Annotated in this window: 11 protein-coding genes; 8 read left to right on the top strand and 3 right to left on the bottom strand. The window is 77.4% G+C overall.

The genetic code is table 11. The features are described 5' to 3' along the window. Positions 1–19: 19 nt before the first annotated feature. The 7 genes from WAA21_RS15135 (at position 20) to WAA21_RS15105 (ending at position 9,591) form a co-directional block, all read left to right on the top strand. Positions 20–1,738: a hypothetical protein gene (locus WAA21_RS15135; RefSeq protein ID WP_336923663.1), complete on the top strand. Its 1,719-nt coding sequence runs from the start codon at positions 20–22 to the stop codon at positions 1,736–1,738. A 53-nt stretch (positions 1,739–1,791) separates the two neighbouring features. After that, entirely contained in the window at positions 1,792–3,021 is a 1,230-nt protein-coding gene (locus WAA21_RS15130) for a cystathionine gamma-synthase (protein WP_336923662.1), read from the top strand. Between the two features lie 17 nt (positions 3,022–3,038). After that, entirely contained in the window at positions 3,039–4,451 is a 1,413-nt protein-coding gene (locus WAA21_RS15125) for a glutamate mutase L (protein WP_336923661.1), read from the top strand. Between the two features lie 91 nt (positions 4,452–4,542). Next, entirely contained in the window at positions 4,543–6,471 is a 1,929-nt protein-coding gene (locus WAA21_RS15120) for a nucleoside-diphosphate sugar epimerase/dehydratase (RefSeq protein WP_336923660.1), read from the top strand. Further along, positions 6,468–7,535 (top strand): UDP-phosphate glycosyltransferase, encoded by a 1,068-nt coding sequence (locus WAA21_RS15115; RefSeq protein WP_336923659.1) that lies wholly within the window; start codon positions 6,468–6,470, stop codon positions 7,533–7,535. The genes WAA21_RS15120 and WAA21_RS15115 overlap by 4 nt, the downstream gene beginning before the upstream one ends. Then, positions 7,535–8,719: a glycosyltransferase family 4 protein gene (locus tag WAA21_RS15110; RefSeq protein ID WP_336923658.1), complete on the top strand. Its 1,185-nt coding sequence runs from the start codon at positions 7,535–7,537 to the stop codon at positions 8,717–8,719. The genes WAA21_RS15115 and WAA21_RS15110 overlap by 1 nt, the downstream gene beginning before the upstream one ends. Further along, entirely contained in the window at positions 8,716–9,591 is an 876-nt protein-coding gene (locus WAA21_RS15105; RefSeq protein WP_336923657.1) for an NAD-dependent epimerase/dehydratase family protein, read from the top strand. Before WAA21_RS15110 ends, WAA21_RS15105 begins: the two co-directional genes overlap by 4 nt. A 7-nt stretch (positions 9,592–9,598) precedes the next feature. On the opposite strand, the gene WAA21_RS15100 is transcribed toward WAA21_RS15105, so the two are convergent. From WAA21_RS15100 to WAA21_RS15090, 3 genes are read right to left on the bottom strand one after another with little or no spacing between them, the layout of a single operon-like run. Next, entirely contained in the window at positions 9,599–10,492 is an 894-nt protein-coding gene (locus tag WAA21_RS15100; protein WP_336923656.1) for an ABC transporter ATP-binding protein, read from the bottom strand. Then, positions 10,485–11,363: an ABC transporter permease gene (locus WAA21_RS15095; protein WP_336923655.1), complete on the bottom strand. Its 879-nt coding sequence runs from the start codon at positions 11,361–11,363 to the stop codon at positions 10,485–10,487. The genes WAA21_RS15100 and WAA21_RS15095 overlap by 8 nt, the downstream gene beginning before the upstream one ends. Continuing rightward, entirely contained in the window at positions 11,360–13,066 is a 1,707-nt protein-coding gene (locus WAA21_RS15090; protein ID WP_336923654.1) for a glycosyltransferase family 4 protein, read from the bottom strand. Before WAA21_RS15090 ends, WAA21_RS15095 begins: the two co-directional genes overlap by 4 nt. Positions 13,067–13,148: 82 nt before the next feature. On the opposite strand from WAA21_RS15090, the gene WAA21_RS15085 reads away from it, so the two are divergent. After that, positions 13,149–15,089, top strand: a complete 1,941-nt coding sequence (locus WAA21_RS15085; protein ID WP_336923653.1) for a glycosyltransferase family protein — start codon at positions 13,149–13,151, stop codon at positions 15,087–15,089. Positions 15,090–15,155: the final 66 nt, after the last annotated feature.

Genomic DNA, 15,155 nt, shown 5'->3' with positions numbered 1-15,155 from the left:
GCGTCCATAGACTCCCGGCATGCCGCCCGGACCCGTGCCCGGACCCGCGCCGAGACCCGCGTCCGAACCCGCCCCCGACGGCCGGTCGTCCTGGCGGGGCCGTGGCGCCGCCGTCGTCCTCGCCACCGGCGTGGTCCTCGGCGGCGTCCTCGTCCTGCTGTGGCCGGTGCTCGCCGCCCCCGTCAACGCCGACGACCGGTACTGGTACCTGCAGGCCGGGCCGCGGTCGGGGGGCACGTGGTACGGCCTGCTCGTCTACGGCTGGCAGGAGCTGCCGACGGCGGCGGCCAGCGGCCGCCTCGCGCCGCTGTCGTCGGCCTCGCGCCGGCTCGCCCAGCTCGCCGTCATGGAGGTGGGCGTCGCCACCGGCACGCCGGTCGTGGTCCTGCAGGGCGTGGTGAAGCTCCTCACCCTCGGGCTCGTCGTCTCCGTCCTCGTCGCCTTCCTCGCGGCCCTGCGCAGCCGCGGGCCCGACGGCTCGCTGCACGCGCTGCCGCGGCGCCACCTCGCGTGGGTCGCCCTCGCCGGGACCGCGCTGGCCGCTGCGGGCTCGCAGGCCCAGGCCCAGTTCCGCAACGGCTGGACGAGCTACGCGGTCCTCACGTGGGGGTCCCTCGTCGTCGTCGTCGGGGTCCTCGCCCTGCTGCTGGTCCTGCTGCGGCTCGTGGCCGCCCGCCCGCGGGCGGCGACCGTGCCGGTCGTCGTGCTCCTCGTGCTCGTGGCGGCGTTCCTCAACCTCAGCTACGAGCTCGTCCTCGTCACCGCGCCCGCCGCGCTGCTCGTGGTCCTCCTGCAGCCGGTCGGCGCACCGGGGGGGCGCCGCGCGGCCCTGCGCGCGCGGGCCGTCGTCGGGGGGTCGTTCCTCGGCGCCTTCACCGTCCTCTTCGTCGGCATCCGGGTGTGGCTGTCGGGGCTGTGCGAGGGCGCCGCCTGCTACGCGGGCACGCAGCCGCAGCTCGGTGCCGCGGCCGTGCGGACGATGCTGCTCAACCTCGTCGGCGCCGCGCCGGTGGGCCGCGCCGGCGAGCTGGAGCTCGACCTCGAGCGGGCGGGGCTGCCGACGGCCGTGCCGGGCGCCGCCGCGTGGTCGGTGCTGCTCGGCCTCGCGGTGGGAGCCGGGCTGCTCGTCGCGTGGTGGGCGTGGGTCGTGCGCCCCGCGGGCGGCGCCGCCGGGACGCGCCCCGGCCCCGGTGGTGAGCCGGTGCCCGGTCGCGTGCACGCGCGCACGCTCGTCGTCGGCGCGACGGTCCTCGCGGTCGTCGGGGTGGGGGAGGCGGTGCTCATGGGGCTGTCGGTGCAGGCGGCCGAGCTCATCGGCTCGCTCGGCCGGCCCTACCGGCACACCATGATCACGTGGACGACGGCCTCGTTCGCGCTCGCCCTGCTGGCCGTCGCGTGCCTCGTGCTGCTCGGCCCCCGGCGCGCGCGGGGCGCCGGCTCCGTCGGTGCGGTCGTCGTCGCCGTGGCGGTCGCGGTGCTCGCCGCGGCCGTGACGCCGGCCAACGTCGCGGCGACCCGGGCGACGCGGCTGCAGGGCAGCGTGCTCGCCACGGAGCAGGTGCACACGGAGGTGGTGCTCGGCGACGTCGGCGCGACCGCCGACGCCCGGCGCTGCGAGGTGCTCGGGCGCCTGCTCGACGGCGGCGGCGACCGGGCCGCGGTGGCGACCGCGGAGTGGGCGGACCGGTCGTTCCGGTACTACCACGACCGGCCGTTCTGCACCGCGGGCCCGCCGTGAGCGCCGCCCGGCCGGGTGCCGGGGCGGCCCGCGCGGGTGGCTAGCCTTCGGTGGTGACGTCTGACCGGGCCCCGGGCTTCTCCACCCGCGCGATCCACGTCGGCTCCGAGCCGGACCCGGCGACCGGGGCCGTCATCCCGCCGATCTACCAGACGTCGACCTTCGCGCAGGACGGCGTCGGCGGGCTGCGCACCGGGCTGGGCGTCGGCTACGAGTACAGCCGGTCCGGCAACCCGACCCGGACCGCGTTCGAGCGGGCCTTCGCCGCGGTCGAGTCCGCGGGCGGGGAGCCGACACGGGCGCTCGCGTTCGCCTCGGGCCTCGCCGCGGAGGACGCCGTCATCCGCACCCTCACGCGCCCGGGCGACCACGCGGTCCTGCCCGGGGACGCGTACGGCGGCACGTACCGGCTCTTCGCGCGCGTCGCCGAGCCGTGGGGGGTGGCGTCCACGACCGCGGCCGGCGGCGGACCCGACGCCGTCCGGGCGGCGCTGCAGCCCGGCCGCACGCGTCTGGTGTGGGTGGAGACGCCCACGAACCCGCTGCTCGGCATCACCGACGTCGCCGCGGTGGCGGAGGTCGCGCACGAGGCGGGCGCCCTGCTCGTCGTCGACAACACCTTCGCCACGCCCTACCTGCAGAACCCGCTCGAGCTGGGCGCGGACGTCGTCGTGCACTCCACGACCAAGTACGTGGGCGGGCACAGCGACGTCGTGGGCGGCGCGCTCGTCACCCGGGCCCCGGAGGCCGCCGACGCGGTGCGCGACCCGTACTCCGAGGAGCCGCTCGCGGACCGGCTCGCGTGGCACCAGAACGCGATGGGGGCGGTCGCGGGGCCCTTCGACGCGTGGCTCACGCTGCGCGGTCTCAAGACCCTCGCGGTGCGCATGGAGCGCCACAGCGCCTCCGCGGCGCGCGTCGCGGAGTTCCTCCTCGGGCACGACGCCGTCTCCGAGGTGCTCTACCCCGGGCTGCCGGAGCACCCCGGGCACGAGGTGGCCGCGCGGCAGATGCGCCTCGGCGGCGGCATGGTGAGCTTCCGGCTGCGCCGCGGCCGCGAGGCCGCGCTCAAGGCGTGCGCCGGGACGACGGTCTTCACCCTCGCCGAGAGCCTCGGCGGCATCGAGTCCCTCATCGAGCACCCGGGCGCCATGACGCACGCCTCGGTCGCCGGCTCGCCGCTGGAGGTCCCCGACGACCTCGTGCGGCTGTCCGTGGGGCTGGAGGACGTCGAGGACCTGCTCGCCGACCTCGACGCCGCGCTCGCGGCCGCCTCCGCCTGAGTGCCCCCGCGCACGCCGTGACCTCGCTGCGGGTCTGCGTCGACGTGGGGTCGACGTGGACGAAGGGGCTGCTCGTCGACGCCGGCGACGCCGGGCCGGCCGCGCTGACGGACGGTCTCGAGGTGGCGGGCGGGTGGCTGCGCGCACCGGCCGTCGTCGCGACGGCCCAGCACCGGACGACCCTCGACACCGACGTCGCGGACGGTGTCGCGGGGGTCGTCGGGCTGCTGGGGGAGCGCGCGGGCGTGCACCCCGTCGCGCTCGGGCAGCCGCTCGTGTGCTCCTCCGCCGGCGGCGGGCTGCGGCTCGGGGTCGTGGGCTACGAGCGCGCCGTGACGGCCGAGGCGGCACGGCGCGCGGCGGTGTCGGCGGGGGGCCGGGTCGTCCACCTCGCCGCGGGGCGGCTGGGCGCCGCCGAGGTCGACGGGCTGCTCGGCGCCCGGCCCGACGTCGTCGTGCTCACCGGCGGCACCGACGGCGGCGACGGCGAGGTCCTGCTCGCGAACGCGGCCGTGCTCGCGGGGCCGCTCGCGGCGGCCGCCCTGCCCGTCGTGCTCGCCGGCAACGCCGACGTCGCGCAGGTCGCGGAGGGCTCCCTCGCGACCGCGGGCGTGGCCGTGACGCGCGTGGGCAACGTCCTGCCCCGCATCGGCGACCTGCGGCCGGGGCCCGCGCGCGACGCGGTGCGGCGCGCGTTCCTGCGCCACGTGATCGGGGGCGAGCGGCTCTCGCGCGGCCGGGGCTTCGCCCGGCTCGTCCTCGCCGCCACGCCCGACGCGGTCCTCGCCGGCGTGGAGCAGCTGGCCCGCGGCTTCCCGGGCGGCGTGCTCGTCGTCGACGTCGGCGGTGCGACGACCGACGTGTACTCCGTGCTGTCGCAGGCCGCGGCCGACGCCGCCGAGGACGACGTCGCCGGGCTGGAGGTCGCCTCCCGGACGGTGGAGGGCGACCTCGGGATGCGGTGGTCGGCGCCGGGGGCGGTCGAGGCGGCGCGGGCCGAGCGGCTCACCGCGTCGCACGGGCTCGCGCTCGACACCGACGGGGCCGCGGCCGCCGCCCACGAGCTCGCCCGACGGCCCGACGCGCTCGCCGAGGACCCGCGGGCGCGGCGGCTGGACGCCTCGCTCGCGACCGCGGCCGCGCTCACGGCCGTGCGCCGGCACGCGCGCCCGCAGGTCCCGGGGGCACCCGGCCGCCCGCTGCGCGACGTCGAGCTGCTCGTCGGCTCCGGCGGCGTGCTGCGCCACGGCGGCGACGACCTCGCGCACGGCGTGCTCGGGGCCGTGCTCGCCGACCACGCGGGTGCGTGGCACGTGCCGGACGGGGCGGTCCCGGTCGTGGACCGGGAGTACGTGCTGTGCGCGCTCGGGCTGCTCGCGCTCGAGGCCGCCCGGGACCGGACCGGCCCCGCCGAGCAGCCCGCCGGCTGACCCGGCGCGCGGCGGGCACCGGCTGCACCGGGCCGGAGGCACCCGACGGCTATGGTGGCGGACGGCCAGACGACGGAGAACGGAGACGGTCGTGGACAGCGGGTCCGACGACGTGGCGCCCGCGGACGCGGCGGCGGGCGGGGGGCGCGGCCCGCGGTCCGAGCCCGGCCACCGCCGCGGCAGCACGTTCGTGCGCTGGTGGACCGGCCCGACCAAGGCCGGCCTCGACGCGGTCGTCCTCATCGGCGCGACGCTCCTCACCGTCACGGCCCGCCTCGACCTCACCGCCTTCCGCACCGTCGACCCCGTCGGCCTCGTCTGGTACCTGCTCGTCGTGGTCGTGGTCCTGCTGGCCGTCGGCACGGCGGTCGTGTACCGCGGGCAGTACCGCTACGGCTCGTTCGAGGAGATCAGCGTCCTGGCGGTCGTCGTGGGCGTGTCCGCCGTGGCCGGGCTCGCCTTCACCGTCCTCGTCACCGCCTCCGACGGCCTGCGCGTCGTGCCGCTGTCGGTGCCCGTCGTGTCCGCCGCGATCGCGCTCATCGGCATGGCCGGGCTGCGCTGGATCGGGCGGCGCGCCATCGACGCGCAGTCCGCCCCCGGGTCCGACACCGAGCGGGTCCTCGTCCTCGGGGCGGGCGAGAGCGGCTACCAGGTGATCCGGGCGATGCTGAAGGACCCTTCGAGCCCCTACCGGCCCGTCGGGCTCGTGGACGACGACCCGGGCAAGAAGAACCTCCGCATCGAGGGCGTGCGCGTCCTCGGCACGAGCGCGCAGCTCGCCGACCTCGCGCGGCGCACGGGGGCGAGCACGGTCGTGCTCGCCGTCCGCACCGCGTCGGCGGCGGACGTCCGCCAGCTGACGGCGACCAGCCGGGCGGCGGGCCTGCGGCTGCTGAGCGTGCCGAGCACGAGCCGCATGCTCGGCAGCCAGATCGAGCTCGGCGACATCCGGGCGCTCACGGTCGAGGACCTGCTCGGCCGGCACCAGATCTCCACCGACGTGCACGAGATCGCGATGTACCTGACGGGGCGCCGGGTGCTCGTGACCGGGGCGGGCGGGTCGATCGGGTCCGAGCTGTGCCGGCAGATCCACGCGTTCCACCCGGCGGCGCTCGTCATGCTCGAGCGCGACGAGTCGGCGCTGCACGCGGTCCAGCTGAGCATCGAGGGCCACGCGCTGCTCGAGGACCGCAACCTCGTGCTCGCCGACATCCGCGACCCCGAGCGGCTGCGAGAGGTGTTCGCCGAGCACCGCCCGGACGTCGTGTTCCACGCCGCCGCGCTCAAGCACCTGCCGCTCGTGGAGGCCCACCCCGGCGAGGCGCTGCAGAGCAACGTGTGGGGCACCCTCAACGTGCTGCGGGCCGCGAAGGACGCGGGCGTCGAGCGGTTCATCAACATCTCCACCGACAAGGCCGCCGACCCCACGAGCGTGCTCGGCTGGTCCAAGCGCGTCGCGGAGCGGCTCACCGCCGACTTCGCCCGCGACGGCTCGCTGTACATGAGCGTGCGCTTCGGCAACGTGCTCGGCAGCCGCGGCTCGGTGCTCCACACCTTCGCCGACCAGGTGGCCCGCGGCGGCCCGGTGACCGTCACCGACCGTCGCGTCACCCGGTACTTCATGACCGTGCCGGAGGCCGTCGAGCTCGTCATCCAGTGCGGCGCGATCGGCGGGGCGGGCGAGAGCCTCGTCCTCGACATGGGCGAGCCCGTCCTCATCGCCGAGATCGCGGCGCGGATCGCCGACCTCGCCGGCGCGACCGTGCAGGTCGTCGAGACCGGGCTGCGCCCGGGGGAGAAGCTGCACGAGGACCTCATCGGCGCGGCCGAGGTCGGCACCCGCCGCTCGCACCCGCTCATCACCCACGTGCCGGTGCCGCCGCTGCCGGCCGACGCCGTCGTCCACCTCGACCCGCACCGGCCCCGCACCGAGGTCGTCGCGGCGCTGCGCGCGGCCTCGGAGTCCGGGCTCGTCGGCGCGCCGCGGCGCCCGGGGAGCGAGGTCGGCGCCACGTGAGCGACCTCGGCGCCTCCCTCGTCGTCGCCGCGGTCGCCGCCGTCGTCACCGCCGTGGTGTCCCTCGCGCTGCCGGACCTGCTGCGCCGGGCGCACCTGCTCGACGCCCCCGGCGACCGCTCGTCGCACACGGTGCCGACGCCGCGCGGCGGTGGCATCGCCGTGCTGCTCGGCGTCGTCGCCGCCGCTCTCGCCGCGCTCGCGCTCGCCCCCGCGGCGCCGGTCCTCGGCGGCGGCTGGCTGCCGTCGCTCGCGGGGGTGGCCGTGGCCGCGGGGCTCGTCGGTCTCGTCGACGACGCACGGGGCGTGCCGCCCGCGGTGCGGGCGGTCCTGCAGCTCGTCGTCGGCGCGGGGGCGGGCCTGCTCGTCGTCGCCCTGGACGACGTCAGCTGGGTGTGGGTGCCGGTGGCGGCGGTCGCGACCGCCGCGTACGTCAACGCCGTCAACTTCATGGACGGGCTCAACACCATGACGGGCCTGCACTGCCTCGTCGCGGGCGCCGGCTTCGCCGTGATGGGCGTCGTCACCGTCGACCGGTCCCCGGCGGACACGGGCTGGCTCCTGCCCGCGGGCCTCGTCGTGGCCGCGGCCGGGGCCGCGTTCCTGCCGTTCAACGGCGCCTCGGGCGGGCCCGCGCGGCTGTTCCTCGGCGACGTCGGCTCCTACGGGGTCGGGGCGATGGTCGCGTTCCTCGCCGGCGCGGGGTTCCTCACCGGTCTGCCGCTGGAGATGGCGCTCGCGCCGCTGGTCGTGTGGCTCGCCGACACCGCCCACACCCTCGTGCTGCGGGTCGCGGCGGGGGAGCGCTGGTACCTGCCGCACCGCACCCACGCCTACCAGCGGCTCACCGACGCCGGCTGGTCGCACCGGCAGGTGTCGCTCGCCGCCGCCGGCGCCACCGCGCTCGCCGTCGCGCTCGCCACGGCCGTCGCCGAGCAGGCGCTCGTGTGGCGCCTGGCCGGGGGCGTGCTGCTGGTCCTGCTCGGCTGGGCGTGGGTCAAGCTGCCCGCGTGGCTCGGCCACCCCTCCCCGTGGGGTGCGGTCGCGCGCGCCCGGCGCGCCTGATGCGCGTCACGCTGCTCACCCACTACTACGAGCCCGAGGTGGGCGCGCCGCAGCGGCGCTGGACCGCCTTCGTGCCGCGGCTGGTCGCCGCCGGGCACGAGGTGACGGTCGTGACGACCGTCCCGCACTACCCCGTGGGCCGCGCGGCGGCGGGCGCGCCCCGGCCCGGGCGGCACACCGGCCGGCACGGCGAGACCGTCGTGCGCGTGCCGTACGTGCCCTACGACGGCGGGCGCGGGCGCCGCGCGCTCGACCAGCTGCGGGTCGCGGTGGGCGGGCTGCCCGCCGGGCTCCGCTCGCGGCCCGACGTCGTCGTCGCGACCGTGCCCGGCCTGCCGACGCTCGTCGTGGGGCGCCTCGTCGCGAGCCTCGCCCGCGCCCGGCTCGTGGTGGAGATGCGCGACGCCTGGCCCGACCTGCTGCACGACGCCGGCGCCGGCCCGGCCCCGGTGCGGGCGGTGCTGGCCCGGGCCGTCACCGCGCTGCAGGTCGGCGCGGACGCCGTCGTGGCCGTGAGCGCCCGGTTCGCCGGGACGCTGCGCGGGCGCGGCGCGCGCCGCGTCGTCCACGTCGCGAACGGCACCGAGCTCGCCGCCACCCCGCCCCTGCCGCCCGTGACGGCGCCCGGCGCGGAGGAGCCGCTGCGGGTGCTGTACGCCGGGACGGTCGGGGAGAGCCAGGCGGTGCACGTGGCGGTGCGGGCGCTCGCGCTGTGCCCGCCCGGCACCGTCACGCTCACCGTCGTCGGGCACGGCGCGGCCCTGCCGCAGGTGCGTGCCGAGCGCGCGCGGCTGCCCGAGCCGGACCTCGTCCGGGTGCTGCCGCCGACGGACCCCGCCGGGGTGCGGGCCCTGCTCGTGGAGCACCACACCGCGCTCGTCACGCTGCGGGACTGGCCCTCGTTCCGGGCGACGGTGCCGTCGAAGCTCTACGAGCTCCTCGCGGCGGGCCGGCACGTGAGCGCCGCCGTGGCCGGGGAGGCCGCCGACACCGTCCGGGCGGCCGGTGGCGGGGACGTCGTGCCGCCGGAGGACCCCGCCGCGCTCGCGGCGCTGTGGCGGGACCTGCGCGCGGCGCCGGAGCGCCTCGACGTCGGGGGCGCCCCCCGGGCGTGGGTCGCGGCCGAGGCGGACGACGCCGTGCTCGCCGGGCGCTGGCTCGCGCTGCTCGAGGACCTCGCGTGAGCCGCTGGGTGGTCCTCGGCGGCAGCGGGTTCGTCGGCCGGGCCGTGCTGGCCGCGGCGGCGGCCGCGGGCCACGACGCCCGTGCGCTGCCCGCGCCCCGGCTGAGCGCACCCGTGGGGAGCACGCCCGAGCAGCTGCTCGACCTCGCCCGGCTGCCCGCGGAGCGCCTCGCCCCGGCCCTGGCGGGCAGCGACGTGGTCGTCAACGCGGCGGGGCTCGCGGCGCCCGGCGCCGCCGCCTCGCCCGGCCTCACCGGCGCGGACGCCCTGCTGCCGGTCGTCGTGGTCCTCGCGGCCCGCCGGGCGGGCACGCCGCGGGTCGTGCACGTGTCCTCGGCCGCCGTGCAGGGCGAGCGCGCCGTCCTCGACGCCTCCGACGAGCTCGACCCCCGCAGCCCCTACGCCGCGGCCAAGGCGGCGGGGGAGCGCACCCTCGCCCTGCTCCGGCCCCACACCGCGCCCCGCGTCGTCGTCGCCCGCGCGACGAGCGTGCAGGGGCCCGACCGGGCCACGACCCGCCGGCTCGAGCGCCTGGCCCGCTCCCGCCTGTCCAGCGTGGCCGGCGCGGGGGAGGACCCGGTGCCCGTGACGAGCGCCGAGGGGCTCGGGGCGTGGGTCGTCGCGCTCGGCGAGGACCCCGACCCGCCCGACGTCGCGCTGCAGCCGTGGGAGGGCTGGACGACGGCGTCGCTGCTGCGCGCCCTCGGCGGCCACGAGCCGCGGCACCTGCCGGTCGGGCTCGCCCGCGCGCTCGTCGGCGCGGGCTACGGCGTCTCGCGCGTGCTCGGCGGGCGCGGGCGCGCCGCGGTGCGCCGGGTCGAGCTCGTGTGGTTCGGCCAGCGGCAGGAGCCCGAGCGCCCGACCCGGACGTGACGACGGCTCAGCCCCGCTGCCAGCGGTCGTCCTGCGGGTCGGCGTGCACGGCCCGCAGCTGCTCGTCCAGGCCGAGCACGGGGCCCGGCAGCGGCGGGTCCGACCGGCCCTCCGCGCGGGCGAGCTTCCGCTGCGCGAAGTAGTTGCGGTAGCGCTTGACGACGTAGTCCGTCGGCCCGTCGAGGCGGAGCACGCCGTTGTCCATCCACACGACCCGCGAGCAGGTCTGCTCGACCGTCGCCATGCTGTGGCTCACGAGGAACACCGACCCCGCCTGGGCGCGCAGCTCGTTGATCCGCGTCTCGGAGCGCTCGCGGAAGTCGGCGTCACCGGTGTTGAGGGCCTCGTCGACGAGGAGGATGTCGGGCACGCGCGCCGTCGTGATGGCGAAGCGCAGCCGGGAGCCCATGCCCGAGGAGTAGGTCGACATGGGCCGGTACACCGCGTCGCCGATGCCCGCGAAGTCGACGATGTCGTCGAAGGCCGCCTGCGCCTCGCGCCGGGTCATGCCGAGCGCGAGGCAGCCGAGCACGATGTTGCGCGCGCCGGACAGCGCGGGCACGAGCGCGGCGTTCACGCCGAGCAGGGTCGGGTCCGACGCCGCCCACACCCGCCCGCCCGTGACGGGCGCGAGCCCGGCGATCGCGCGCAGCAGCGTGCTCTTGCCGGAGCCGTTCTTGCCGATGACGCCGACCGCCTCGCCGCGGCGCACGACCAGCGACATGCCGCGCACGGCCTGCACGGTCGTCACCCGGTCCGGGCGGGCACCGTCGGCGCCCTTGCGACGCCCGTCGACGTTGACGCGGAACGTGACGGACACGTCGTCGAGGACGACCGAGGGCGGGGCGTCCGGGGTCGCGGGGGTGACGGCGGGCGCCGCCTGCTCGCGCGTGTCAGTCACGGGTGTACTTCTCCTCCGCCGCCCAGAACACGACGAAGCCGACCACGAGGAGCACGAGCGCCCACGCGGCGCCCGTCAGCCAGTACGACGGCGGGCTCGTCTCGCCGTACAGCAGCGAGTCCCGCACGAGGGTGAGGTACACGTGCATCGGGTTGGCCTGAACGAGGGCGAGGGCGGTCGGGTCGTCGAAGCGGTCCTCGAAGGAGAAGAAGACCCCCGAGGTGTACAGCCAGATGCGCGTGAGGAACGGCAGCACGTTGGTCACGTCGCTCACGTGCGCGGTGAGCCGGGCCGTGAGGAGCACCGCCCCGAGGTTGAAGACCGTCACCATGAGCACGAGCACCGGCAGCAGCGCCCACCGCCACGACAGGACGGGGTCGGTGAAGGCGATGATCGCGAGCATGATCCCCAGGGCGGGGAGGAACTCCCACGCCTGCCGCAGCACCGTGGAGATCGGCAGCACCGCCCGCGGGAAGGCGAGCGCCTGGATGAGCTTGCGGTTGCTCGTCACCGACTTGGAGCCCTCGAGGATGCCGCGCGCGGTGTACTGGAAGAAGAAGATCCCGATGATGAGGAACCCGACGAAGTTCTCCACGCCGTCCCGGGTGTCGAGCACCACCCCGAAGACGAGGTAGTACGCGGCGCCGGCGAGCAGGGGCGTGAGCGCGAGCCACAGCACGCCCAGCCGGTCCGAGGCGTTCTTCGCGCGCAGCCGGCCCGCGGCCATCGCCGCGAGGAACGAGCGCCGCCCCCACAGCCGCTGCAGGTAGGTGCCGAGGCCGGGGCGGCGCCCGACCAGGGACAGCCGCGCCCCGGTCGCGAGCTCCTCCAGCCGCGCGGACCGGTCGCGGTCCAGCACCGGTGCACTCATCCCAGCACCTCCTCGTACACCTGACGATAGGCCCGCCCGTTGGCCGACCACGTGCGCGTGGCCAGCACGCGCCGCCGCCCCGCCTCGCCCGCGGCGGCCCGGCGGCCCGGGTCGACCAGCCGCGCCAGCGCCCGCGCGAGGGCGCCCGGGTCGCCGGGCGGCACGAGCAGGCCCTCGACGCCGTCGTCGACGAACTCGCGCAGCGCCGGCAGGTCGCTCACCACGAGCGGCAGCGCGGCGGCCATCGCCTCCGCGGGCTTCAGCGGGGTGACGACCCGGGTGACGGTCGAGTCGGTCCGCGGCACGACGAAGACGTCGAGGGCCGCCAGGTGCGCCGGCACGTCCTCGGCCGCGACCCGGCCCGGCAGCAGCAGCCGCCCCGCCGGCAGCGCGGCCGCCCGCTCCCGCAGCCGCGGCAGGTCGGCCCCGTCCCCCACGACGAGGCCGCGGACGCCGGCCGGGGCCCCCGGCGCGGCGAGCGCGTCCGCGAGCACGTCGAAGCCCTCGTAGCCCACGACGCTGGACACCGACCCGACGAGCAGCTCGTGCTCGGCCACGCCGAGGCGCTCCCGGGTGCGCGCCCGCACGGCCGCGCGGTCCGGCCGGGCGAGGGCCTCGAGCAGCTCGGCGCCGACGGCGTTCGGCACGAGCCGGACGTCGACGCCGGGGGCGGCCGCGAGCACGCGCGCCCGCATCGCCTCGCCGAGGGTGAGGACGACGTCGGCCGCGCGCCACGCCTCCGCCTCGCGCTCGCGGTGGACCCGGTAGCGCTCGGTGTCCTCCGCGCCGGGCCCGCGCCCGTGCGCCCACGTCTCGTGCAGCAGGCCGCGCACCTCGTAGACGACCGGCAGGCCGAGGCGCCGCCCCACCTCCAGCGCGAGGGCGGCGTTGGGGTGGTGGCTGTGGGCGTGGAGCACGTCGGGGCGCTCCCTGCGCACGACGTCGGACAGCAGCCGGACCGCGGCGTCCCGCTCCGCGGCGACCTCGTGCGGCCAGCGCCGGGGGAGCAGCAGGTGGTGGGGGACGCCGTCGACGACGACCGTGCCCGGCGGGGGCAGCCGCAGGATGGTGGCCGGGTACCCGAAGGCCGCGGCGACCGCCACCTGCACCCCTGCGTCCCGCTGCGCGCGCAGCACCTCGCGGGTGCGGGCGGTGTAGCCGCTGCGGGTCCACGGCAGGCAGTTCGTGACGAGGTGCAGCACGCGCGGCTCCCCGGCCGGTCGCGACAGGCCGGGTGGGCGCGGCGCCGCCGGAGGGACCGGACCGGGCAGCGGGTGCAGCTGCGCGTCCCGTTCCGCGGCCAGCCGGCGGTGCAGCCACGACCCGGCGGGGGCGGCGGCCACCGCCTCGTCCCAGCGGCCGAGCTGCCACAGCGTCGCCGCGCGCAGCCGGGAGACGGCGGCCGGGCCGCCGTCGCTGCCGCCGCCGCGGGAGAGCCGGTCGGCGAGGTCCGCCCGGCCCGCGGCCAGCGCCGCCCACACGACGAGCCCGCCGCGACCGGACGTCACCTCGGCGCCGCGCAGGACCGCCACCGCGTCGGGTGCGACCGGCCGCAGCGCGCGCAGCGCGACCGACACCACCCGGCCCTGCGCCCCGCGGCGGGTGAGCAGCCACCGGCCCGCGAGCGACGGGTCGGTCCGGGCGCGCGTGAGGGCCGCCCGCACGAGCAGGAGCAGCCGTGTCGGCAGGGACAACGCAGGCATGGGGCGAGCAGTCTGGCGCATCGGGGCGCCCCAGTACCATCGGCCCCTGCTCGACAACCCCCGACGGACGGACACCGAACGCATGAGCAGTGGCGCGAGCCGCGACAGCCGACCCCGCCGGTCCGTGGGCCGGGCGCTGCGACGCCGGGCTCTGGAGGTGCGGCGGCTGCTGTGGCACGTCCGCCGCGACCCGTCGCGGCTGCGCTCGCTGCCCGCCGGCGTCGTGCGGGCCGTGCGCCCGTCCGCCACGCCCCGCCCGGTGGTCGCCGCGGGCCGCGACGCGCCGTCGGTGGCGCGCGGTCCGTCGCTGCCGGAGCTGCCCGAGGCGCCGGAGCGCTCGGCCCGCCCGCGCGACGTGCGGGTGGCGACGCTGCTCGACGAGTTCTCGCAGACGGCGTTCGCGCCGGAGTGGCACGGGGTCCCCGTGACGCCGCAGTCGTGGCAGCAGGTGCTCGACGAGGGCGTCGACCTGCTGTTCGCGGAGTCGGCCTGGCGCGGCAACGGCGGCGCGTGGAACTACGCGATGACGGGCACGAACGCCCCGTCCGCACCGCTGCGGGAGATGGTCGCGGCGTTCCGCGCCAAGGGCGTGCCCACGGTGTTCTGGAACAAGGAGGACCCGCCGAACTACGAGCGCTTCGTCGACACGGCCAGGCTGTTCGACCACGTGCTCACCGTCGACGAGGACTGCGTGCCCCGCTACCGCGAGGACCTCGGCCACGACCGGGTCTCCGTCATGCAGTTCGCGGCCCAGCTCGCGGTGCACAACCCCGCCAACGGCGGGGCGCGGCACCGCTACGACGTCGCCTTCGCCGGGACGTGGTTCGCGGAGAAGCACGAGGACCGCCGCCGCCAGCTGGAGATGCTGCTGGGGGCGGCGAAGGCCGCCCGCGCCGACCTCGACATCTACAGCCGGATGCAGGGGGAGGACCAGCGCTACTGGTTCCCGCCGCGCTGGCAGAAGCACGTGCGCGGCTCGCTGCCGTACCGCTCCATGCTGTCGGCGTACCGCGCGTACAAGGTGTTCCTCAACGTCAACTCCGTGACCGGCTCCCGCACCATGTGCGCCCGGCGCGTGTTCGAGCTGACCTCGTGCGGCACGGCCGTGCTGTCGACGCCGTCCGCCGGCATCGAGGCGACCTTCGGCGACCTCATCGCGACCGCGGACGACGCCGACTCCGCGCGGGACCTGCTGCGCCTGCTGCTCGCCAGCCCCGAGTACCGCGAGCGCGCCGTGCACAAGGCGATGCGCTTCGTGCACCGCCACCACACGTACTCCCACCGCGCCGAGCAGGTGCTCGACCTCGTGGGCGTCCCCACGACGCCGGCCCCCGAGGGCGTCACCGTCGTGATCCCCACCATGCGGCCGCAGAACCTCGAGCAGATCCTGCGCCTCATGGGCGCGCAGACCTACCGCCCGCTGGAGGTCGTGGTCGTCGCGCACGGCTTCGAGGTCGACGACGAGCGCCTCGAGCAGCTGCGCGAGCTGTCGGGCCTCGACGTGCGCGTCGTCCCCGTCTCCGCCGACCGCACGCTCGGGCACTGCATGAGCGTCGGCCTCAGCGCCGTCCGCATGCCGTTCTTCGCCAAGGTCGACGACGACAACTACTACGGCCCGGAGTACCTCGCCGACCTCATGACGGCCTTCGAGTACACCGACGCCGCCGTGGTCGGCAAGCTCGCCCACTACGTGCACCTGCGCAGCGACCAGGCCAACATGCTGCGCTTCGCGGCGCGCGAGCACCGCTTCGTCGACCTCGTGCAGGGCGGCACGATCGTGGGCCGCACCGACGTGTCGCGGGAGGTCGGGTTCTCCGACATCCCCCGTGCCGTCGACACCGACTTCCTCACCCGGCTGCGGGACGCGGGGCACCTCGTGTACTCCGCGGACCGCTACAACTTCCTCAGCTACCGCTCCAGCGACGCCAGCGAGCACACGTGGACCATCGGCGACCGCCAGATCCTCGCCCGCAGCTCGCAGGTCCTCTTCTACGGCGACGGCGAGCTGCACGTCACGGTGTGACCTCCCGGTCGCACCGACGGGCGCGGCTACAGTGTCGCGCGCACCGGGGGCCGACACCCCCGGGAC

Origin of the sequence: Aquipuribacter sp. SD81 (assembly GCF_037153975.1) — a bacterium.
Lineage (GTDB): Bacteria > Actinomycetota > Actinomycetes > Actinomycetales > JBBAYJ01 > Aquipuribacter.
Note: the sequence above shows the minus strand (reverse complement) of the source record. Positions and strands in the feature narration are given on the sequence as shown.